At 70.0% G+C, this 19,672-nt stretch carries 17 protein-coding genes; 13 read left to right on the top strand and 4 right to left on the bottom strand.

Annotated elements, in window-relative coordinates:
* Positions 1-9 precede the first annotated feature (9 nt).
* Positions 10-1,290 carry a class I SAM-dependent RNA methyltransferase gene (locus tag MO1_RS07605; protein WP_060915698.1) on the bottom strand — a complete coding sequence of 427 codons (1,281 nt, stop codon included), beginning with the start codon at positions 1,288-1,290 and terminating at the stop codon, positions 10-12.
* Positions 1,291-1,359: 69 nt separating this feature from the next.
* Here MO1_RS07605 and MO1_RS07600 point away from each other — a divergent pair, with 69 nt between their 5' ends.
* The 3 genes from MO1_RS07600 to MO1_RS07590 all read left to right on the top strand — a co-directional run bounded on the left by MO1_RS07600 (position 1,360) and on the right by MO1_RS07590 (position 4,375).
* On the top strand, positions 1,360-2,016 hold the full coding sequence (locus MO1_RS07600; RefSeq protein WP_060915697.1) for a Maf family protein: 657 nt from the start codon (positions 1,360-1,362) through the stop codon (positions 2,014-2,016).
* Between the two features lie 81 nt (positions 2,017-2,097).
* A complete protein-coding gene (locus MO1_RS07595) occupies positions 2,098-3,879 on the top strand; it encodes an acetyl/propionyl/methylcrotonyl-CoA carboxylase subunit alpha (RefSeq protein ID WP_036312748.1) in 1,782 nt (593 codons plus the stop codon).
* Positions 3,880-3,919: 40 nt separating this feature from the next.
* Positions 3,920-4,375 carry a hypothetical protein gene (locus tag MO1_RS07590; RefSeq protein ID WP_036312751.1) on the top strand — a complete coding sequence of 152 codons (456 nt, stop codon included), beginning with the start codon at positions 3,920-3,922 and terminating at the stop codon, positions 4,373-4,375.
* A 10-nt stretch (positions 4,376-4,385) separates the two neighbouring features.
* Here the strand turns inward: MO1_RS07590 and MO1_RS07585 are convergent, their stop codons facing one another.
* Positions 4,386-6,578 carry an FG-GAP-like repeat-containing protein gene (locus MO1_RS07585; RefSeq protein WP_060915696.1) on the bottom strand — a complete coding sequence of 731 codons (2,193 nt, stop codon included), beginning with the start codon at positions 6,576-6,578 and terminating at the stop codon, positions 4,386-4,388.
* Positions 6,579-6,691: 113 nt separating this feature from the next.
* A complete protein-coding gene (locus MO1_RS07580) occupies positions 6,692-8,152 on the bottom strand; it encodes an NAD(P)H-quinone dehydrogenase (RefSeq protein WP_036312757.1) in 1,461 nt (486 codons plus the stop codon).
* Between the two features lie 84 nt (positions 8,153-8,236).
* Between MO1_RS07580 and MO1_RS07575 the strand changes: the two genes are divergently transcribed.
* From MO1_RS07575 to MO1_RS07565, 3 genes are read left to right on the top strand one after another with little or no spacing between them, the layout of a single operon-like run.
* Positions 8,237-9,067, top strand: coding sequence for a purine-nucleoside phosphorylase (locus MO1_RS07575; RefSeq protein WP_036312760.1), 831 nt, complete (start codon positions 8,237-8,239; stop codon positions 9,065-9,067).
* Positions 9,064-10,728 (top strand): phospho-sugar mutase, encoded by a 1,665-nt coding sequence (locus MO1_RS07570; RefSeq protein ID WP_060915695.1) that lies wholly within the window; start codon positions 9,064-9,066, stop codon positions 10,726-10,728. Before MO1_RS07575 ends, MO1_RS07570 begins: the two co-directional genes overlap by 4 nt.
* Positions 10,728-11,303 (top strand): GNAT family N-acetyltransferase, encoded by a 576-nt coding sequence (locus tag MO1_RS07565; RefSeq protein WP_060915694.1) that lies wholly within the window; start codon positions 10,728-10,730, stop codon positions 11,301-11,303. Before MO1_RS07570 ends, MO1_RS07565 begins: the two co-directional genes overlap by 1 nt.
* On the opposite strand, the gene MO1_RS07560 is transcribed toward MO1_RS07565, so the two are convergent.
* Entirely contained in the window at positions 11,304-13,196 is a 1,893-nt protein-coding gene (locus tag MO1_RS07560; protein WP_060915693.1) for a BglG family transcription antiterminator, read from the bottom strand. It lies immediately after the preceding gene.
* Between the two features lie 140 nt (positions 13,197-13,336).
* Here MO1_RS07560 and MO1_RS07555 point away from each other — a divergent pair, with 140 nt between their 5' ends.
* The 7 genes from MO1_RS07555 (at position 13,337) to MO1_RS07525 (ending at position 19,612) form a co-directional block, all read left to right on the top strand.
* Positions 13,337-13,666, top strand: coding sequence for a PTS sugar transporter subunit IIB (locus MO1_RS07555; protein ID WP_060915692.1), 330 nt, complete (start codon positions 13,337-13,339; stop codon positions 13,664-13,666).
* Positions 13,663-13,938 carry an HPr family phosphocarrier protein gene (locus tag MO1_RS07550; RefSeq protein ID WP_036312773.1) on the top strand — a complete coding sequence of 92 codons (276 nt, stop codon included), beginning with the start codon at positions 13,663-13,665 and terminating at the stop codon, positions 13,936-13,938. The genes MO1_RS07555 and MO1_RS07550 overlap by 4 nt, the downstream gene beginning before the upstream one ends.
* Positions 13,939-13,945: 7 nt before the next feature.
* Positions 13,946-15,616 carry a phosphoenolpyruvate--protein phosphotransferase gene (gene ptsP / locus MO1_RS07545; protein WP_082724387.1) on the top strand — a complete coding sequence of 557 codons (1,671 nt, stop codon included), beginning with the start codon at positions 13,946-13,948 and terminating at the stop codon, positions 15,614-15,616.
* A 2-nt stretch (positions 15,617-15,618) separates the two neighbouring features.
* On the top strand, positions 15,619-17,178 hold the full coding sequence (locus MO1_RS07540; protein ID WP_036312778.1) for a PTS mannitol transporter subunit IIBC: 1,560 nt from the start codon (positions 15,619-15,621) through the stop codon (positions 17,176-17,178).
* A gap of 78 nt (positions 17,179-17,256) precedes the next feature.
* Complete coding sequence (locus MO1_RS14880) at positions 17,257-17,697, top strand: PTS mannitol transporter subunit IIA (protein ID WP_036312780.1); 441 nt, start codon at positions 17,257-17,259, stop codon at positions 17,695-17,697.
* Entirely contained in the window at positions 17,694-18,857 is a 1,164-nt protein-coding gene (locus MO1_RS07530) for a mannitol-1-phosphate 5-dehydrogenase (protein WP_036312783.1), read from the top strand. Before MO1_RS14880 ends, MO1_RS07530 begins: the two co-directional genes overlap by 4 nt.
* Positions 18,854-19,612: an alpha/beta hydrolase gene (locus MO1_RS07525; protein WP_036312786.1), complete on the top strand. Its 759-nt coding sequence runs from the start codon at positions 18,854-18,856 to the stop codon at positions 19,610-19,612. Before MO1_RS07530 ends, MO1_RS07525 begins: the two co-directional genes overlap by 4 nt.
* The last annotated feature ends 60 nt before the right edge of the window (positions 19,613-19,672 follow it).

Below are 19,672 nucleotides of genomic sequence, written 5' to 3'. Positions count from 1 at the left end.
CCCTATCCGTCAGCGCGTCAGGACCGCGATCGCCTCGACGTGATGCGAGTGCGGGAACAGGTCGAAGGCTCGGATCGACGGCGTCGTGTAGCCGTGCGCGGCGAAGGTGCCGAGATCGCGCGCCAGGGCGACCGGGTCGCACGCGACGTAGACGATCCGTTCGGGCGAGAGGTCGACGAGCCGCTCGACGACGTCCTTCCCCGCTCCGGCGCGCGGCGGGTCGAGGACGACCGTGCCTCGCGCGAGCCGGGTGCGCTGCGCGGGGGTCGCGGTCTCGACGAGGTTCGCGAGCCAGCGGTCGACGCGGGCGGTTTCGGCGCGCGCGCCGATCCACGCAGCGAGGTTCTCACCGGCGTGCTCGGTGGCACGGGAGTCGGACTCGACGGAGGTGATCCGCGTCGAGCGACCGCCGACCCCCGCGACGGATGCCGCCAGGAGACCGACGCCGCCGTAGAGGTCGAGGTGCCAGCCCTCGGGGTCGACAGCATCGGTCACCGCCTCGGCAACCGCGTCGTGGAGCGTGCCCGCGGCCAACCGGTGCACCTGCCAGAAGCCACCGGCATCCACCTGGAACTCGCGGTCACCGACGGTCTCGACGACTACCTCACGCGCGGCGGGGTCGACGGGTGTCGGACGGCGCGTGCGGGTGTGCTCGGGCCGCGAGATGACGCGGACCCGCCCGTCGGCGGGCTGCACGAGGTCGAGTCGGCCCGCGGAGCCGCCCTGGCGCCGGGCCATGGCGCGGCTGATGCTCTGGGTGGCCAGCGGCAGCTCCTCGACGGGGATGACGCGGTGGCTGCGCGCGGCGAAGGGTCCGATACGTCCCTCGTCGTCGACGTGGAGACTGACGCGTGTGCGCCAGCCCGTCCCGTCGGCCGACTCCTCGACAACGCGGTCACCCTTCACCTGCGACAGCGGCGGCTCGATGGTGACGGGCGCGTCGGAGCCGGCGAAACGTGTGAGGGCCTCGCGGAGGACGTCTGCCTTCAGCTCGCGCTGGTGATCCAGGGCGATATGGCCGAAGTCCGCGCCGCCGGGTCGATCGGCCGGAGCCACACGGACATCAGCCGGTGCCCACACGTGGGGGCGGCGGTGCGGCGAGGCATCCAGCACCTCCACCGTGTCGCCCCGCCAGAACGAGGCCTTCTTCGTGTCGGTGAGGGCGACGCGCACGCGTTCGCCGGGGATCGCGTCGGTGACGAAGACGACCCGGTTCTCGTGGCGGGCGACGAAGACGCCGCCGTGTGCGACGGCCGTGATATCGAGGTCGATGAGGTCTCCGGGTTGCATTCTCCGATGCTGTCACACCGGCCCTCGGGGACCGCCATCGAGACGCCGGCGCCCGGCTACCGTGGTCGTATGCGCGTGTGCCTCGCCTCCACCTCCCCCGCTCGCCTCATGCTGCTGCGCCAGGTCGGCATCGAACCGACCACCCGGGCTCCGCAGGTCGATGAGGAAGCGGTCATCGCGGCGACCGAAGCCGCCGAGGGTCGCACGCTCCCACCCGACGAACACGTCCTTCTTCTCGCGCGGCGGAAAGCCGCCGACGTCGCCGACACTCTCGCGGCAGAGGGTTTCGAGGGCATCGTGATCGGTGGCGACTCGATGTTCGAGCTCGACGGGGAGATCCTCGGCAAGCCCTATACGCCCGAGGCGGCCCGTGCCCGGTGGCAGTCGATGCGCGGGCGCACCGGCATCCTCCACTCCGGCCACAGCGTCTTCCTCGTCCGCGCCGGTGCCTCTCCGATCGAAGCGCACGCGGTGGCCGAGGCATCCGTGTCGTTCGCCGCCGATGTGACGGATGCCGAGATCGACGCGTACGTGGCGACCGGGGAACCACTCCTGGTGGCCGGCGCATTCACGGTCGACAGCCTCGGCGGCGCGTTCATCGAGCGCGTCGAGGGCGACCCGTCCACGGTGGTGGGGATGTCGCTGTCGACGCTCCGGCGGCTGGTGCGAGAGCTCGGCGTGGAGTGGACGTCACTGTGGAACATGCCGGGGACGACAACGCCTTAGTGGACTCCGCCACACGAATGCGGCGTGATCTTGTGCGAGTGATCCAAAGAGTCGGGCAGACACGTGGGTAGGCTCGAAGCCATGCCTGAGAGCGTGAACACTGGAATCTCGAAAGTGCTGATCGCCAATCGTGGCGAGATCGCGGTGCGCATCATCCGCGCCGCACGCGACTCGGGGAAGGCCTCGGTGGCGGTCTACGCCGATCAGGACCGTGACGCGATGCACGCGCGTCTCGCCGACGAGGCGTACGCCCTGGGCGGCGCCACGAGCGCCGAGACGTACCTGTCGATCGAGAAGATCCTCTCGGTCGCCCGCCGGTCCGGTGCCGACGCCGTGCACCCCGGTTACGGCTTCCTCGCCGAGAACGCCGACTTCGCTCGCGCAGTGATCGGTGCCGGTCTCATCTGGATCGGGCCCGCACCCGAAGCGATCGAGGCGCTCGGCGACAAGGTCACTGCACGGCACGTCGCCGAGAAGGTGGGCGCGCCGCTCGCCCCCGGCACGCCCGGCCCCGTCGCCGGCGCGGACGAGGTTGTCGCCTTCGCCCGCGAATTCGGTATGCCCATCGCGATCAAGGCGGCGTACGGCGGTGGCGGCCGCGGTCTGAAGGTCGCTCGCGAGTTCGACGAGATCGAGGAGCTGTTCGAGTCCGCCACACGCGAGGCCATCACCGCGTTCGGTCGCGGCGAATGCTTCGTCGAGAAGTACCTCGACAAGCCCCGGCACGTCGAGACGCAGTGCCTGGCGGATGCCGAGGGCAACGTCGTCGTGGTCTCGACCCGCGACTGCTCGCTGCAGCGCCGTCACCAGAAGCTCGTCGAAGAGGCGCCCGCTCCGTTCCTCTCCCCCGAGCAGAACGAGATCCTCTACTCGGCGTCGAAGGCCATCCTCAAGGAGGTCGGCTACGTCGGCGCGGGTACGTGTGAGTTCCTGATCGGCGCCGACGGCACGATCTCGTTCCTCGAGGTGAACACCCGCCTGCAGGTGGAGCACCCGGTCTCCGAAGAGGTGACCGGTATCGACCTCGTCCGCGAGCAGTTCCGCATCGCTGAGGGCGGAACGCTCGAATACAGCGACCCCGAGCCGGTCGGACACTCGATCGAATTCCGCATCAACGGCGAGGACCCGGGCCGCGGCTTCCTGCCCGCGCCCGGCGACATCCACGTCTTCAAGACCTTCGGCGGCCCGGGCGTACGTCTCGACTCCGGCGTGACCGCGGGCGACAGCGTGTCGGGAGCGTTCGACTCGCTGCTCGGCAAGCTGATCGTCACAGGCCGCACCCGCGAAGAGGCACTCGAGCGCTCGCGCCGCGCTCTCGACGAGTTCGAGGTGGCCGGGATGCCGACGGTGCTGCCGTTCCACCGCAAGGTCGTCCGCGATCCGGCCTTCACCGCCGAGAGCGGCGCCTTCGGTGTCTTCACGCGCTGGATCGAGACCGAGTTCGACAACGACATCCCCGCCTGGGACGGCGAGGCCGGTCCCGCAGCGGAGGCCGAAGCCCGGCACACCGTGGTCGTCGAGGTCAGCGGCAAGCGCCTCGAGGTCAGCCTTCCCGACCGACTCGCGGCTGCGCCCGCTGCCGTCGGCCGGCCCGTCGCGGTGCCGCCCTCGCGGCGCTCGCACGCGTCGACTGCCGTGTCGGGAGCGAGCGGCGATGCCGTCGCATCCCCCATGCAGGCCACTGTCGTGAAGATCGCCGTGGCGGAGGGGCAGCAGGTCGTCAAGGGCGACCTGGTCGTCGTCCTCGAGGCGATGAAGATGGAGCAGCCGATCCAGGCGCACAAGGACGGCGTCGTCGGCGCGATCAACGCGCAGGCGGGCACGACCGTGTCGGCGGGTCACCAACTGCTCACGATCTCCTGACACCCACGTCTGCGTCACCCGGCACGCTTATCGTGTGGGGATGAAGAGCCCCCACGCCCCGCTCGCCGTCGCCTCGATGGCGCTCCTGCTCACGGGGTGCGCGAGCAGTCCGAGCGTCGACATCGATGCTGCGCAGACGTGGTACGACTCGGTGGTGGCCGCCGAGTCCGACGGTCCGGGGTCGATCGGCGTGGCGGGGATGCAGATCGGTCCGGATGAACCGGGCTCCGAGGTACGGATCGACTTCGCGCAGCCGACGGAACTCTCCCGGGTCGACGTCCGCTGCTTCGGCGGCGTGACGGCCGCCGTCACCGTCTCCCTCACCGGAGTCACCGACGGGATCGCCGCGAAGCAGCAGGAGATCCCGTGCGACGAAGAAGCTCACACCATCCAGATCGACTCAGCGGCGGCGGACGGCTTCACCGTCTCTGCGACGTCCCCCGCACGCACGTTCCTCCACGCCACGGCCCTGCAGGAACTCACCGTCGAGCGCTGACGCGCCGGGGTCAGAAGGCCACGGCCCGCGGATGATTCCAGACTCGCCAGCTGCCCGCTGACCGGTCCCACCCGAAGCCGTCCGACCAGTAGGTCGCCGCCCCGAAGCGCGATCCGGTGCTCAGTGCGACGTGGACCCCGTCTCGGCCGAAGCCGACGATGTCCGCTCGGCCGTCACCGTTGACGTCGACGACGCTCCGCGGCATCCACCCCGGCGTCCATTCACGCGAGCCGAAGTCCGTCGTCCACACCGTGGACGGCCCGAACGATGTGCCGCGATTGAGGGCGACGTAGGTGCGCGTACCGCCGAACCCGACGACGTCGAGTCGACCGTCGCCGTTCACGTCGGCGAATGTCCGGGAGTGGACGGCGCCGCGCCACGAGCCGGAGGCCGCATCCGTCCCGAACGAGGACGACCAGAGCATGGGCTTGGCGAAGCCGGACCCCGTCCCGCGCGCCACCAGGATCCCGCGAGCGCTGAACGCCACGATGTCAGGCTTGCCGTCGCCGTCGATGTCCATCACCCGTCGCGGGTGGTTGACCACGCTCCATCCCTGCCCCGTGCCGAATTCGGCGAGCGCGAGCGTCATGGGGGCGAAGCCGCTCCCGGTGTTGCGGGCGACGTAGACGCCCTTCGCGCCGAACCCCACGAGATCCGGCAAGCCGTCGCCGGTGACGTCGACGACGAACCGCGGATGCCGCGAGGCGACCCACCCGCCGGCAGCGTCACTCGAGCCCATCTGGCGTGACCAGATCTGCGGCTTCGCGAACGACGAGCCGGTGTTGCGCGCCACCGAGACGCCGGCGCCGCCGAAGCCGACGATGTCCGGCTTCCCGTCGCCCGTGACATCGACGACGACGCGCTGATGGACTCCGACGCGCCAGCCTTGATCGCTGCCGAAGTCGGAGACCCATGCGCGGGCCGAGCCGAAGGTGCTGCCGCCCGTGCCCGGCGCGACGGAGACGCCTGCGGCGCCGAATCCGACGACGTCGGGGCGGCCGTCGCCGGTCACGTCGAGGACCATCCGCGGATGCGTCGACCGCTGCCACCCCTTCGATGTGCCGAAGGTGCTCAGGGCGAGCTGCCGCGACGTGAAGGTGCGGCCGTTGTTGAACGCGGTGTACACGCCGTTGCCCCCGAAGGACACGAGGTCGGGCAGGCCGTTGCTGTTGAGGTCGGTGTCCCACGCCGTCGCGTCCGCGTCGTCGTCGATCCCGTTGCCGTCCGTGTCGGGGAGCGTCGATCCTCCCGTCGGTCCGACGCGCGACGACGCGGTCAGGCAGCACGTCACCCGCCTTGACGTCAGGACGACGTCTCCGGTGAGGTTCCGCCAGACGCCGTTATAGGCGCCGGAGGAATCGCGCAGCGTGTAGTTGTCGAACTGGATGCCGCTGACGGCGACGTACTTGCGCTTGCCGCTCGGCACGTCGAGTGCGGCATTGAGGATGGACAAGTGCACGTGGGCGCTGTCACCCGGTGTGCCGCCGCAGGGCAGCGTCTGGCCCGCCGTCCCGATGGTCGTGCCCGCCTCCACCCAGGTCCCCACGAGAGCGGACTTCGCATTCGTCAGGTGGTAGTACTCCGACATCCACCCGCCGCCGTGGTCGACTCCGAGGAACCATCCCGTGCTGCAGCGCACCCGGTAGACCGTTCCCGCGGCGACCGTGCGGACCGACCGGTCCCGCGACGCGAGCGGGGAGAAATCGATCGCCCCTCGGTTGATGCCGTCGCTGTCGGAATGGGACCCGCTGGCCCCCCACCGGATGCCGGGGGCGAAGGGAAGCCGGAAGACCGGCTGTGGCCCGTAGGCCGGCACGGCGAGGCGAAGCGGAGCGATCGGGACCGTGGAATCCGGCGGCAGTTCGCGCGTCAGCGGGAGGGTCGGCCCGTCGTTCGCGTGATCGTCCTCGGGAACGGGCGTCGGGGCCGGGCTGGGCGCCGGCGTCGCGGACGGGGTCGGCTCCAGCGTCGCGGACGGGGTGGGCTCCGCCGTCGCGGACGGGGCGAGGGTCGGTGAGGGGTCCGCAGTCGGCGAGGCTGCTGTCGGGGTCGGGGTCGGGGTCGGCGTCGGTTCGGCGACCGCCGGATCAACCGACACGGTCGGTGACGGCTCCGGCAGGGTCCCGGCCGAGAGCGGCAGGCAGGCCAGGACGGCGGCTGCGGCGACGAGGATTCCGAGCAGTGTGCGGGACGGTGCAGGCATAAGGGTCTCCGGGTCTCCCCAGATGAACATGCCCTCCCCAGGGCTTTCCCACCCTACGCGGGCGAATCCTGACTGGAGGGGGGTTGACGGCACTCGCCGCGCGCCCCCTCGACTCAGCTGTAAGTGTCTTCGTCCCGTGCGACCTGGTGCATCGCACGCGTCGCGTCGGTGATGCTCCCGGACAGCGACGGGAAGACGGCGAAGACACGGGAGATCTGGTCGACCGTCAGCCGTCGCTCGACCGCGATCGCGATCGGGTAGATCAGTTCGGAGGCGCGCGGCGCGACGATGACCCCGCCGATCACGGTTCCGGATCCCTCGCGGGCGATGATCTTCACGAAGCCGTCTTTGACGCCCATCATCTTGGCTCGGGCGTTCGCCGCGAGCGGGAGCTTGTGGACGGTCCCGTTGACGGCACCCGACTCGATGTCGCGCTCCTGGCGGCCGACGGTCGCGATCTCGGGTGCGGTGAAGATGTTGGCGGTGACGCGGTTGCGTTCGAGCGGGATGACGGTGTCCCCGAGCGCGTGGAAGACCGCCATGCGGCCCTGCATCGCCGCGACCGACGCGAGCGGCAGGAAGGTCGTGCAGTCGCCGGCAGCGTAGATGTTCGGGACCGAAGTCCGCGCGACGCGGTTGACCTGGATGTGGCCGGAGCCCGTGAGCTGGATGCCGGCATCCTCGAGTCCGATGCCCGCCGTGTTCGGAATGGACCCGACCGCCATGAGGCAGTGGCTGCCCTCGACGGTGCGACCGTCGGACAGGGTCGCGATGACGCCGTCCTTCGTGCGCTCGACCTTCTCGGCGCGGGACTTCGAGAGAACCTCCATGCCGCCGCGGGTGAAGACCTTCTCGATCACAGCGGCCGCGTCGGAGTCTTCTCCGGGGAGGACCTGATCGCGGCTGGAGATGAGCGTCACCTTCGATCCCAGGTTCATGTAGGCACCGGCGAACTCGGCTCCGGTGACGCCCGACCCGACCACGATCAGGTGCTCGGGGAGGCTCGACATGTTGTAGAGCTGCGTCCAGGTGAGGATCCGCTCGCCGTCGGGCTTCGCACTGTCGAGTTCGCGCGGCGATGCGCCGACCGAGACGACCAGGGTGTCGGCCTCGACCCGGTCGAAGTCCGTGCCGTTCGGTCCCGTCGAGACGACGACGGCGTGCGTGCCGTCGAGGCGGCCGTGTCCGGAGATGATGCGGACCCCGGCATCCACCAGCTGCGCGCGCTGATCGTCGGACTGCTGACGGGCGAGGGAGAGCAGTCGCTTGTTGACCGCCGCCATGTTGATCGCGATCTCGGGCTTGAGCGGCTTGCCGCTGTCGCCGCGGGCGAAGAGCTGCACTCCGAGGTCGGAGGCTCCGCGGATGGCGACGGCGGCGTCGGCCGTCGCGATGAGGGTCTTCGACGGGACGACGTCGGTCATGACGGCGGAACCGCCGATGCCCGCGCGCTCGACGAGGGTCACCTCTGCTCCCAGCTGGGCCGCTGCGAGGGCAGCCTCATATCCGCCGGGGCCGCCACCGATGATGGCGACACTCTGGGTGGTCTCGAAGCTCACAGACATGTGGATCATTCTTTCAGCCTCACGCGGCTTTCCGCGCCGCGCCGCGAAGCCGACGGTGTGGCCGAGCCGTCCGGGGCTTCCTAGAGTGGGAGCATGCACGAGGAGACCCACCCGCTCGACGATCCCGCCACCGACCCGTTCGAGGTCGCGCAGACCGCCGCAGCAGACATCGCCCGCCTCACCGGCGTGGCTCAGCACGACATCGCCCTGACCTTGGGAAGCGGATGGGGCAAGGCCGCCGAGCTCATCGGCGAGACGACCGCGACGCTCGACGCGACCGAGGTCACCGGCTTCAGCAAGCCCGCTCTGGCGGGCCACGTCGGCTCGATCCGCAGCATCCTGACGCCCGACGGAAAGCGGGTCCTGGTGATCGGCGCGCGGACCCACTACTACGAGGGTCACGGCGTCCGGCGGGTCGTCCACAGCGTCCGGACGGCTGCTGCGACCGGCGCGAAGATCATGGTGCTGACCAACGGCGCCGGCGGCATCAAGACATCCTGGACACCGGGCCAGCCGGTCCTCATCAGCGACCACATCAACCTCACTGCGGACTCTCCGCTCGAGGGTGCGACCTTCATCGACCTGACCGACCTGTACTCCTCGCGGCTGCGCGAGCTCGCCCGCACGGTCGACCCGACGCTCGACGACGGCGTCTACTGCCAGTTCCGCGGCCCGCACTACGAGACGCCCGCCGAGGTGCAGATGGCGAAGACGATCGGCGGACACATCGTCGGCATGTCGACGGCTCTCGAAGCCATCGCCGCACGCCAGGCAGGCATGGAGATCCTCGGATTCTCGCTCATCACGAACCTCGCCGCCGGCATCCAGACCACCCCGCTCAGCCACCAGGAGGTCCTCGAGGCCGGCCGCGAAGCCGAGCCCGTGATCTCCGACCTGCTGGCCCGTGTGATCGGCGTCCTGTGAGCGAGGGCGTGCTCGAGACCGCTCGACAGTGGCTCGCGCAGGACCCGGACGAGGCGACCCGCGCCGAGCTCGCCGACCTCATCACGCGCGCCGAGGCGGGCGACCAGGCGGCGACGTCGGACCTCCGCGACCGCTTCGACAGCCGTCTCGCCTTCGGCACGGCGGGCCTCCGCGGCGCCCTGGGCGCCGGGTCGAACAGGATGAACCGCGTGCTCGTGGGACAGGCCGCCGCAGGGTTCGCGGCATATCTCCGCGAACGCGCGGGCGACGAGACCCCTTCGGTCGTCGTCGGCTACGACGGCCGGCGGAACTCCGACGTGTTCGCCCGCGACAGCGCGGAGATCTTCGCCGGAGCGGGGCTCCGCGCGATCCTCCTCCCCCGCCTCCTCCCGACGCCCGTGCTCGCGTTCGCCGTCCGCCACCTCGGCGCGTCGGCAGGTGTCATGGTCACCGCCTCCCACAACCCGCCCGACGACAACGGCTACAAGGTCTACCTGGGCGGTGCGGACGACGGCGCGCAGATCGTCTCCCCCGCGGATGCCGAGATCGCCGCCCACATCGATCGAGTCGCCGCCCTCGCGGACCTCGGTGCGATCCCCCGCTCCGACGGCTTCGAGATCGCCGACGAGTCCGTCGTGGAGGCGTACGTCCGCGCGACCGCCCTCGTCGCCCCCGCTCCGGCGGGCGCCGCGGGCCTCACCTGGGTCTACACGGCCATGCACGGTGTCGGGCACGAGACGCTCGGACGCGTCCTCGAGACCGCCGGGTACCCGGCGCCCATCGTCGTCGAGGCGCAGATCCATCCCGACGGCCGGTTTCCGACCGTCGCCTTCCCGAACCCCGAAGAGCCCGGCGCGATGGACCTCGCGTTCGAGACCGCCCGCGCCGCTCGCGCGGAGTTGATCGTCGCGAACGACCCCGACGCCGATCGGCTCGCCGTCGCGATCCCGGATGCCGCGGCCGACGGAGGCTGGCGACGGCTCACCGGCAACGAGGTCGGGCTGCTGCTCGGCTGGCGCGCTGCGCGGACGGCGAGCTCCGGCACCCTCGCCTGCTCGCTCGTCTCCTCGCCGGGCCTGCAGACGATCGCCGAGCACTACGGCCTCGATTTCTCCGCCACCCTGACGGGCTTCAAGTGGATCTCGCGCGCGCCCGGGCTCGTCTTCGGATTCGAGGAGGCCCTCGGCTACCTCGTGAACCCGGGCACGGTCCGCGACAAGGACGGCATCTCGGCGGCGATCGCCATCCTCGGACTCGTGTCCGAGGCGCGCGAAGAGGGCAGGACGCTCGGCGACCTGCTCGACGAATCCGCCGCGACGTTCGGACATTTCGCGAGCGGCCAGGTCTCGATCCGCGTCGACGACGTCTCGGTGATCGGCAAGATCATGGCCGCGCTCCGTGAGGCACCACCGGCATCCGTCGGATCGGTTGCCGTCGAGCGCGTCGAGGATATGCTCCTGGCCCCCGAGGGGTCACCGAGCGGCGACATCCTTCGCATGTGGCTCGACGACGGTTCACGCGTCATCGTGCGCCCGAGCGGCACCGAACCGAAGCTCAAGGCGTACCTCGACGTGCGCGGCGAATCCGCAGAGGACGCCGCGGGGCGCTTGAACGCGGTCGATGCGGGCGTGCGAGCGATCCTTGCGGGAGCGCAGGCCTGATGACGACTCCGCTCATCGAGCCGGTCACTCTCAGCCTCGGCAGGGTGCAGCTCGTCCCCCTCGACCACGCTCACGCCGACGCGCTGACAGCGGCCCGCGACGGCCTCGAGTACGCCTGGTACACCTCCATTCCGGCATCCGTCCCCGACGAGATCTCGTGGCGGCTCGGCGAGCGCGAGACGGGCACGATGAACCCGTTCGCGGTGATCGTCGACGAGAAGCCCGAGGGGATGACGACCTTCTGCAACATCGACGCGGAGGACCGGCACGTCGAGATCGGCTACACGTGGCTGTCGCGGCAGGTTCAGCGCACCGAGGTGAACACGACGGCGAAGCGACTGCTCCTCGAGCACGCGTTCGAGGCGTGCGACGCGATCGCCGTCGAGTTCCGGACGTCATGGCACAACCGGCAGTCGCGTGCCGCGATCGAGCGGCTCGGCGCCCGCCAGGACGGTGTGCTCCGCAACCACCGGATCGGGCCCGGCGGCTCGATGCGCGACACGGTCGTGTACTCGATCCTCCCCCACGAGTGGCCGGGCGTCCGGATGGGACTGGACGCGCGCCTCGCGGGCTGATCAGCCGTCGACGACGGCGACGAGTTCGTCGAGGAAGCCCGCGAAGCTGGTGCCGCGACGGAGGATCCGCTGCACACTGTCGCGCTCGCTGAACACCTCGACGAGCTGCTCGAACACGGTCTGGAACGCTTCCCGGTCGGACTCCGAGAAGGCGACCATCGCGACGACCTGCACGCGACCGTCGCCCCACCGGATCGACGGATCGGCGAGGCCGACGGCGATGGCCGTCCGCGTCGCCGTCATGCCGATCGCGTGAGGCACGGCGAGGGCGTCCGTGAACGCCGTCGAAGAGATCCGCTCACGCTCGAGCGTCCGGGTGACGTAGTCCTCGGTGATGACGCCCTGCGCGGCCAGCTGCTCTCCCAACCCGCGGATGACGGTCTCCTCGTCGGCGTCCGCGGGAAGCCGCGACACGAAGGCGTCCGGCGAGAAGTAGCGCTCGAGCTCGGCACGGAGGCCCGCGAGACGACGAGCGCGGCGTGCGCGTGCCGCCGCTGCCTGCACCCGTTCGACGTCAGGCTCGGTGAGGAACGGCTGGATGCGGACGAGCCGGTCGGACGGCTCGGGCGGGTCGATCGTCGTCAGCACGAGGTCGGTGTCGAGACCGGACCAGTCCGGATCGACGCGCGTCTCGACGGCGACGACCTCGATCTCACGACCGAGCGCGCGATCGATGCTGGTCCGCAGCAGCTCGTGCATTTCGTAGTAGCCGGGGCAGACGAGCGTCGCCGTCAGGAGCCGGGCGGACTGGCGGGACCGCTCGAGCCGGCCGCCCACGTGCATCGCGATGTATGCGATCTCGTCCTCGTGGAGCGGGGCGCCGACGACGATGCGCAGCTGCTCTGCCATGAACACGGCGACGTCGAAGATCATCGGATAGCTGGACTTCAGCGAGCGCGTGAGGGCGTTCCGGGACCACGCCCGGTCCTGCGCGCGCTGACGCAGGTTCTGCACGTGCAGCGCGAGTCGCAGGATGAAGTCGTCGTGATCGATGTCGACGAGGAACTCGGATGCCGCCCGCGCGACGACCGCACGCACGGCCGTCTCGACGTCGGGATCGAGGCGGTCGCGGATGACGGCGTCGGGCTCGGCGGCGCCCGGTGCGACGACGCGGGTCTGCACGAGGGCGGCCAAGTGGTCGCGGTCGCCATCTCCGAGTCGCACGCCGAGGTGGGTGATTGCGAGGCGGTCGAGCAGGTCGGCGATCTTCGCACGCGCGGCGGAGTCGCCCACGGGCGCTCCGTCGAGACCACGACCGCGCCCGACGCGGTCGGCGGCGATCGCGATGTGCATCATGACGTCGCCGATGCCGAACTCGTTGACGAGGTAGCCGAGGTCGCCGAGACCGGCGACCAGCTCGTCCTTGAAAGCTCCGAGGGCGGAGGTCTCGGCGGTGCTCTCCCCCAGCGCACGGCGGAGCGCGCGCAGGTCGAAGGCGCCCTGATCCATCTCGTCGTGCGCGAGGCGGCTGAGCAGGCGCCGCTGCGCCATCTCCGTCCCCGACAGACGCACGCGCTCCGCGGAGCGCTCGAGGGTCAGCTGCGTTCCGCTCAAGAGCGCGCGGACCCGTCCCAGGTCAGACTCGAGCGTGGCCTCGCTCACGTGGAAGTGCTGCGCTGCGGCGTACACGTCGACGCCGTCGGGCGCATCGAGGAGGTCCCGCACGAGGCGGTGCAGCCGGTCGCGGGGGGTCTCTTCCGTCACCGTCCGCAGCGCGCCCGCGGCGCCGCCTCCCGCGCGATAGCCCGACGGCCCGGATTCGATCGCGTCGCACGCCGGGACGCGTGCATTCAGGGCGGCCACGTACGAGCGGATGCTGCGGGGCGTCACTCCCACGACGTCGGCGAGCTCGCCGGCGGTTCGCCAGGCGGCATCCCGGATCAGGAGCGCCATGACCTGGTCCTGTCTCGCCCGGCTCACGCGTCCAGTCAACCACCTGCACGACCAGGGGGTTTCCTCCCCCGCGGAAGAAGGGCTGGTTGTCGCTTCCTGTGAGTCGGATGAGAATGGCGGAGAGACAAGGAGGCGGATCGATGAAGATCCTCGTCGTCTGTGGCGCCGGTGCGTCGAGCACGTTCGTCGCTCAGCGTCTGCGGCAAGCCGCACAGCGCGAAGGCACGGAGCTGCTCGTCCGAGCGGGCGTCCCCGGCATGGTCGCCATGGAGGCGGACGCCGGCGACGTGGTGCTCGTGGGTCCGCACCTCGCCTCCGCCCTCTCAGAGATAGAACGGGATGCCGTCACCCGACAGGCGCATGCCGTGCTGCTGCCGGAGGACGTGTTCGGCGACCGAGATGGAACCCGCACGTTCGCCCTGGTGAAGGCCGCGACAGCCACCGACCGTATCGAAAGGACCCCGCGATGAGCGCACCGGCCAGCCGGACCGTGAGGATCGGATCGTCGAATGGTCTCCACGCGCGCCCCGCGAAGCTGTTCGCGCAGGCGGCGAAGGATGCCGGCATCCCCGTCACCATCTCGAAGGGCTCCGGCGGCGCCGTCAATGCCGCCAGCATCCTCAGCGTCATCTCGCTGGGTGCGGAGAACGGCGATTACGTGACGCTGACCGCCGACGGCGCGAACGCCGAAGAGGTGCTCGATGCCCTCACCGAACTTCTGACCACCGACCACGACGCCTGAGGGACACATGACTGAGCTTCGAGGAGTAGGAATCGGCCTGGGCGTGAGCCACGGCCCCGTCGCACGGATGGCGGAGCCGCTGCCCGCGCCGAAGGACGAGAAGAGCACGCTGAGCGGCGACGAGGAGACCACGCGCGTCCGCGCCGCGATCGAGGCCGTCGCACGCGAGCTCGAGCAGCGCGGCGAGACCGCCGGCGGAGCTGCGCAGGAGGTGCTCGAGGCGCAGGCGATGATGGCGGAGGACCCGGCCCTCGAAGAGGAGGTCACGAACCGCATCGCAGCCGGCAAGACCGCCGAGTTCGCCGTGTTCGACGCGTTCGCCTCGTTCCGCGACACGCTCGCGGCGATGGGCGGCTACCTCGGCGAGCGCGCCGCCGATCTCGACGACGTCGCGCAGCGCGTCATCGCACACCTCCGGGGCGTCGCGGCTCCCGGTGTCCCCGACCCGGGGCATCCGTTCGTCCTGGTCGCGAAGGACCTCGCTCCCGCCGACACCGCGCTCCTCGACCTCGACAAGGTCCTCGCCCTCATCACCACCGAAGGCGGACCGACCTCGCACACCGCGATCCTCGCGCGTGAGAAGTCGATCGTCGCCGTTGTCGGTGTCCGTGGCGCAGCTGACCTGGCCGAGGGCGAGACGGTGATCGTGGATGCCGCCGCCGGCGTCGTCACGACGCAGCCGACGGATGACGACATCGCGCAGGTCGAACGCCGCGAGGCCGACCGCGCCGCCGCCGCTGACGCCCCCGTCACTCCGGGCGCTCTCGCCGACGGCAGTGCCGTTCCGTTGCTGGCCAACCTGGGCAAGCCGCAGGATGCCGCGAAGGCCGTCGAGCTCGGGGCGGAGGGTGTGGGCCTGTTCCGCACCGAATTCCTGTTCCTCAGCTCCGCGCAGGCGCCGACCGTCGACGAGCAGACGAAGGCCTACACCGAGCTCCTCCAGGCGTTCCCCGGCAAGAAGGTCGTCGTCCGCGCACTCGATGCCGGGGCCGACAAGCCGCTCGCGTTCCTCAACGACGCCCACGAGGAGAACCCCGCCCTCGGGCTCCGGGGACTCCGCGCGCTCCGCGCCAGCGAGGACATCCTGCGCGAGCAGCTGACCGCCCTCGCCAACGCGGATGCCGCCACCGAGGCCGACCTCTGGGTCATGGCGCCGATGGTGTCGACGGTCGAGGAGACGGAGTACTTCGTCACCCTGGCGAAGGAGTACGGCATCAAGACCGCAGGGGTCATGGTCGAGGTCCCCTCCTCCGCCCTTCTGGCCGACAAGGTCCTCGCCCACGCCGACTTCGCGTCGATCGGAACGAACGACCTCACGCAGTACACCCTCGCGGCAGACCGCCTCCTCGGTTCGGTCTCCTCGTTCCAGGACCCGTGGCATCCCGCGGTCCTTCAGCTCGTCAAGGCGACGGGCGACGGCGGACGCCTCAACGGCAAGCCGATCGGCATCTGCGGTGAGGCCGCGGCCGATCCGCTGCTCGCGGTCGTCCTCGTCGGCCTCGGCGCGACGACCCTCTCCATGGCACCGACGGCGCTCGCAGATGTGCGCGCCACCCTCTTGCACCACAGCCTCGACGACGCCAAGCGCATCGCCGAAGCAGCCCTCGCCGCATCCGATGCGGCATCCGCCCGAGCCGCGGCCCAGGAAGCCGCAGCACAGCACAAGGAGAACCAGTAACCATGACAACGACGTCTCCGGCACAGACCCGGGGAGGAGCCCGCGTCGCCGTCCAGCGATTCGGCACGTTCCTCTCCGGCATGATCATGCCGCTCATCCCCGCGCTCATCGCGTGGGGCATCTTCACCGCCTTCTTCATCGAGAAGGGATGGACGCCGAACGCGCAGCTCGCGACGATCGTGGGTCCTTTCATCCACTACCTGCTTCCGATCCTCATCGCCTACCTCGGTGGCCACCTTGTGTATGCGGTTCGCGGCGGCGTCGTCGGCGCGATCGCAACCTTCGGCGTGATTGCGGGTTCTGACTTCCTGATCGCCCAGGTGAATGCGACGCTTCCGGCAGACAACCAGCTCGGCGAGGTGAACATGTTCATCGGCGCAATGATCATGGCGCCGCTGGCCGCGTGGACCATGAAGATGCTCGACCGTCTGTGGGAGGGCAAGGTCCGCGCCGGCTTCGAGATGCTCGTGAACATGTTCTCGGCCGGCATCTGGGGCTTCGTGATGGCCATCGTCGGGTTCTACCCGCTCGCGTGGCTGATCAACGGCCTCATGAACGTCCTCAGCACCGCGGTCAACTGGCTCGTCGAGACGAACCTCCTGCCCCTGACGAGCATCATCATCGAACCCGCCAAGGTGTTCTTCCTGAACAACGCCCTGAACCACGGTGTCCTGACTCCGCTCGGCCTCGACCAGGCGGCTTCCAGCGACGCCGGCGGATCGATCCTGTTCCTCCTCGAAGCGAACCCCGGCCCCGGCCTCGGTCTGCTGCTCGCGTTCACCTTCTTCGGCATCGGCGCCGCTCGCGCGTCGGCTCCGGGAGCGGCGATCATCCAGTTCTTCGGCGGCATCCACGAGGTGTACTTCCCGTACGCGCTCATGAAGCCGATCCTGATCGTCGCGCTGATCGCCGGCGGCATGACCGGTGTCACCACGAACATGCTGCTCGGCGGCATGCTGCGCGCACCCGCCGCCCCGGGCAGCATCTTGGCGGTCATGGCGCAGGTCGCGAACAACAGCTACGTAGCCGTCATCCTGTCGGTGGTCCTGTCCGCCGCGGTGACGTTCATCGTCGCGTCGATCATCCTGCGGGCCTCGCGCAAGCGCGACCTCGCCGCCGCTGAACTCGGAACGGACTCCTTCTCCGCCGCGGTCTCGCAGACCGAGGCGAACAAGGGCAAGAAGTCCGACGCGCTGTCGGGCCTCCGCGGCTCGGCATCCGCTCCGGTGGCGGAGTCCGCGGCAACCGGCACCGCGGTCGCCGATCGCGAGATCTCGAACGTCGTGTTCGCGTGCGACGCCGGCATGGGCTCGTCCGCCATGGGCGCCAGCGTCCTCCGCAACAAGTTCAAGAAGGCGGGCGTCGAGGGCGTCACGGTCACCAACAAGGCGATCGCCAACCTCGACCCGTCGGCCGACCTGGTCATCACCCAGCAGCAGCTGACCGACCGGGCCCGTGGAGTCACCCCCGACTCCCTGCACGTCTCGGTCGACAACTTCATGAACTCGCCGAAGTATGACGAGGTCGTCGAGATGGTGCGCCGCCAGCGCGGCGACGCCTGATGCACTCCGCTGCGGGGTCGGGAACAATGGTCCCGACCCCGCAGCATCCTTTTTCACCCCCCTCAGAAGGAGAACGTCATGGCTCGCGAAGTCCTCACCCTCGGCCAGATCCGCATCCACACCGGCTCCGTCAGCCAGGAGCAGGCGATGAAGGAAGCCGCCGACATCCTCGAGGCCGCCGGTGCGGTGACGAGCGCGTATTTCGACGCGATGCAGCAGCGCGAGGTCGCCGTGTCGACCTACATGGGTAACGAGCTGGCCATCCCCCACGGTACGAACGAGACCAAGGAAGCGATCCTCGACTCCGCACTCTCGTTCGTCCGCTACGACGGCGGCGTCGACTGGGCGGGTGAGCGGGTGTCGTTCGTCGTCGGCATCGCCGGCAAGGGCGACGAGCACCTCGAGATCCTGTCGCAGATCGCCCTCCTCTTCTCGGAGGACGAAGAGGTCGCGAAGCTCAAGGCCGCCGAGACCCCCGAGGAGCTCTACCAGCTGCTCGCCACGGTGAACAACGCATGAAGGCCGTCCACTTCGGCGCCGGCAACATCGGTCGCGGGTTCGTCGGTCTGCTTCTCCACGAGGGCGGCTACGACCTCGTCTTCTCGGACGTCGCCCCCACCCTCGTCGAGACGATCAACGCGGCCTCCGAGTACACCGTGCACGAGGTCGGCCCGGGTGGCAGCGACAAGACGGTCACCGGTTTCCGCGCACTCGACAGCCGGGCCGACCCGGATGCCGTCGCGGACGAGGTCGCTGCGGCCGATGTCGTGACGACCGCCGTCGGACCGAACATCCTCCCCTTCGTCGCGCCCCACATCCTCGAGGGGCTCGCCCGGCGTGACGCCGATGCGAAGCCCCTGCAGGTGATGGCGTGCGAGAACGCGATCGGCGCGACCGATACGCTCCGCGCCGAGATCGAAAAGCTCGCCGGCGACTCCTGGGGTGACCTCTCGACCCGCGCCGTGTTCGCCAACACCGCCGTCGATCGCATCGTGCCGGCGCAGCCGGCCGGTGCCGGTGTCGACGTCACCGTCGAGCCGTTCTTCGAGTGGGCCATCGAGCAGGGACCGTTCGGCGGCGACCTGCCGAACATCCCCGGTGCGCACTTCGTCGACGACCTCGGTCCGTACATCGAGCGGAAGCTCTTCACCGTCAACACCGGTCACGCCGCGACCGCCTACTTCGGTGCTGCCGCGGGGATCACCCGCATCTCCGACGCTCTGGCGGACCCCGGCATCCGGGAGAAGGTCGAGCAGGCGCTCGGCGAGACCTCCGCCCTGCTCACCGCCGTGCACGGACTGGACGCGGCCGAACTCGCCGACTACCGCGCGACGATCCTCGACCGGTTCGCGAACGAGGCACTCCCCGACACGGTGCAGCGCGTCGGTCGCCAGCCCCTCCGGAAGCTGTCGCGCCACGAGCGCTTCATCGGCCCCGCAGCCGCTGCCGCTGAACGTGGCCTCGCCGTCGACGGTCTCGCCACGGCGATCGCGTCCGCGCTTCGGTTCGAGGACGCTGCGGACCCGCAGGCTGTCGAGTTGCAGGAGCGGATCCGGACCGAGGATGCCGCGGCCTTCACGGCATCCGTCACCGGTCTCGAGGCGTCTCACCCGCTGTTCGCCCGCGTGCAGGAGGAAGTCGGCCACCGGCAGACCGAGCTCGGCGTCTACAGCGCGTGACCTCACCGAAGCGGCCCCACTCGCGCGCACGGCGGATCATCACGATCACGCTGCTGTCGCTGGTGGGGCTGCTCGTGGTCGGTGGGGTGGGGATCGTGATCTGGAGCCAGGTGGGCGTGATGGATGCCGAGGCCGGCCCTCTCGCCCCGGTGAACCAGGACGACCGCGTGGTCGTTTCCGACGCCGGCGGCAACGTCGTGATGTCGCCGTCATCCGGCGAGAGCACCGTCGGGCTCGTTTTCATCCCCGGGGCGAAGGTCGACGCCGAGGCCTATGAGGCGAAGCTCGCCGGTCTTGTCACGGAGGACGGGATGACGGTCGTCATCACCCGCCCCTGGCTCAACCTTGCGTTCTTCGACCCGCGCCCACTTTCGACGTTCACGGACGCCGTCCCCGGAATCGACACCTGGCTCGTCGGTGGACACTCGCTCGGTGGCGTGCGAGCGTGTCAGCTCGCACCGGATGCCGACGGCCTCGTCCTGTTCGCCTCCTACTGCGCGAACGACCTGTCGGAGTCGGGTCTGCCGACGCTGAGCATCTCGGGCTCGGAAGACGGCTTGTCGACACCGAAGAAGGTTCAGGACGCCCGCAGCCTGCTGCCCGCAGACGCACAGTTCGTCGAGATCCCCGGAGCCTCCCACGCCTCCTTCGGCGACTACGGCCCGCAAGCCGGCGACGGCACCGCCACGATCGACGACGCCGACATGACGGCTGAGATCACGGCATCCGTCGCAGAACTCCTCCCCCGCCTCTAACCGCAGCCGGTAGCCGAGGTCCCACTCGGTCCGGGTACGCGCCCGCGATACCCGGACCGA

It is taken from the genome of Microbacterium oleivorans NBRC 103075 (assembly GCF_001552475.1).
Lineage (GTDB): Bacteria > Actinomycetota > Actinomycetes > Actinomycetales > Microbacteriaceae > Microbacterium > Microbacterium oleivorans.
This window is presented reverse-complemented; position numbering and strand designations above follow the sequence as displayed.

Bases quoted from the DNA above. Each gene is read 5' to 3' on its own strand.
- MO1_RS07560 (WP_060915693.1), bottom strand. From the start codon at position 13,196: ATGGCGCTCCTGATCCGGGATGCCGCCTGGCGAACCGCCGGCGAGCTC.
- MO1_RS07540 (WP_036312778.1), top strand. From the start codon at position 15,619: ATGACAACGACGTCTCCGGCACAGACCCGGGGAGGAGCCCGCGTCGCC.
- MO1_RS07565 (WP_060915694.1), top strand. From the start codon at position 10,728: ATGACGACTCCGCTCATCGAGCCGGTCACTCTCAGCCTCGGCAGGGTG.
- MO1_RS07590 (WP_036312751.1), top strand. From the start codon at position 3,920: ATGAAGAGCCCCCACGCCCCGCTCGCCGTCGCCTCGATGGCGCTCCTG.
- MO1_RS07530 (WP_036312783.1), top strand. From the start codon at position 17,694: ATGAAGGCCGTCCACTTCGGCGCCGGCAACATCGGTCGCGGGTTCGTC.
- MO1_RS07550 (WP_036312773.1), top strand. From the start codon at position 13,663: ATGAGCGCACCGGCCAGCCGGACCGTGAGGATCGGATCGTCGAATGGT.
- MO1_RS07580 (WP_036312757.1), bottom strand. From the start codon at position 8,152: ATGATCCACATGTCTGTGAGCTTCGAGACCACCCAGAGTGTCGCCATC.
- MO1_RS07595 (WP_036312748.1), top strand. From the start codon at position 2,098: ATGCCTGAGAGCGTGAACACTGGAATCTCGAAAGTGCTGATCGCCAAT.
- MO1_RS07600 (WP_060915697.1), top strand. From the start codon at position 1,360: ATGCGCGTGTGCCTCGCCTCCACCTCCCCCGCTCGCCTCATGCTGCTG.
- MO1_RS07585 (WP_060915696.1), bottom strand. From the start codon at position 6,578: ATGCCTGCACCGTCCCGCACACTGCTCGGAATCCTCGTCGCCGCAGCC.
- MO1_RS14880 (WP_036312780.1), top strand. From the start codon at position 17,257: ATGGCTCGCGAAGTCCTCACCCTCGGCCAGATCCGCATCCACACCGGC.
- MO1_RS07575 (WP_036312760.1), top strand. From the start codon at position 8,237: ATGCACGAGGAGACCCACCCGCTCGACGATCCCGCCACCGACCCGTTC.
- MO1_RS07555 (WP_060915692.1), top strand. From the start codon at position 13,337: ATGAAGATCCTCGTCGTCTGTGGCGCCGGTGCGTCGAGCACGTTCGTC.
- MO1_RS07605 (WP_060915698.1), bottom strand. From the start codon at position 1,290: ATGCAACCCGGAGACCTCATCGACCTCGATATCACGGCCGTCGCACAC.
- ptsP (WP_082724387.1), top strand. From the start codon at position 13,946: ATGACTGAGCTTCGAGGAGTAGGAATCGGCCTGGGCGTGAGCCACGGC.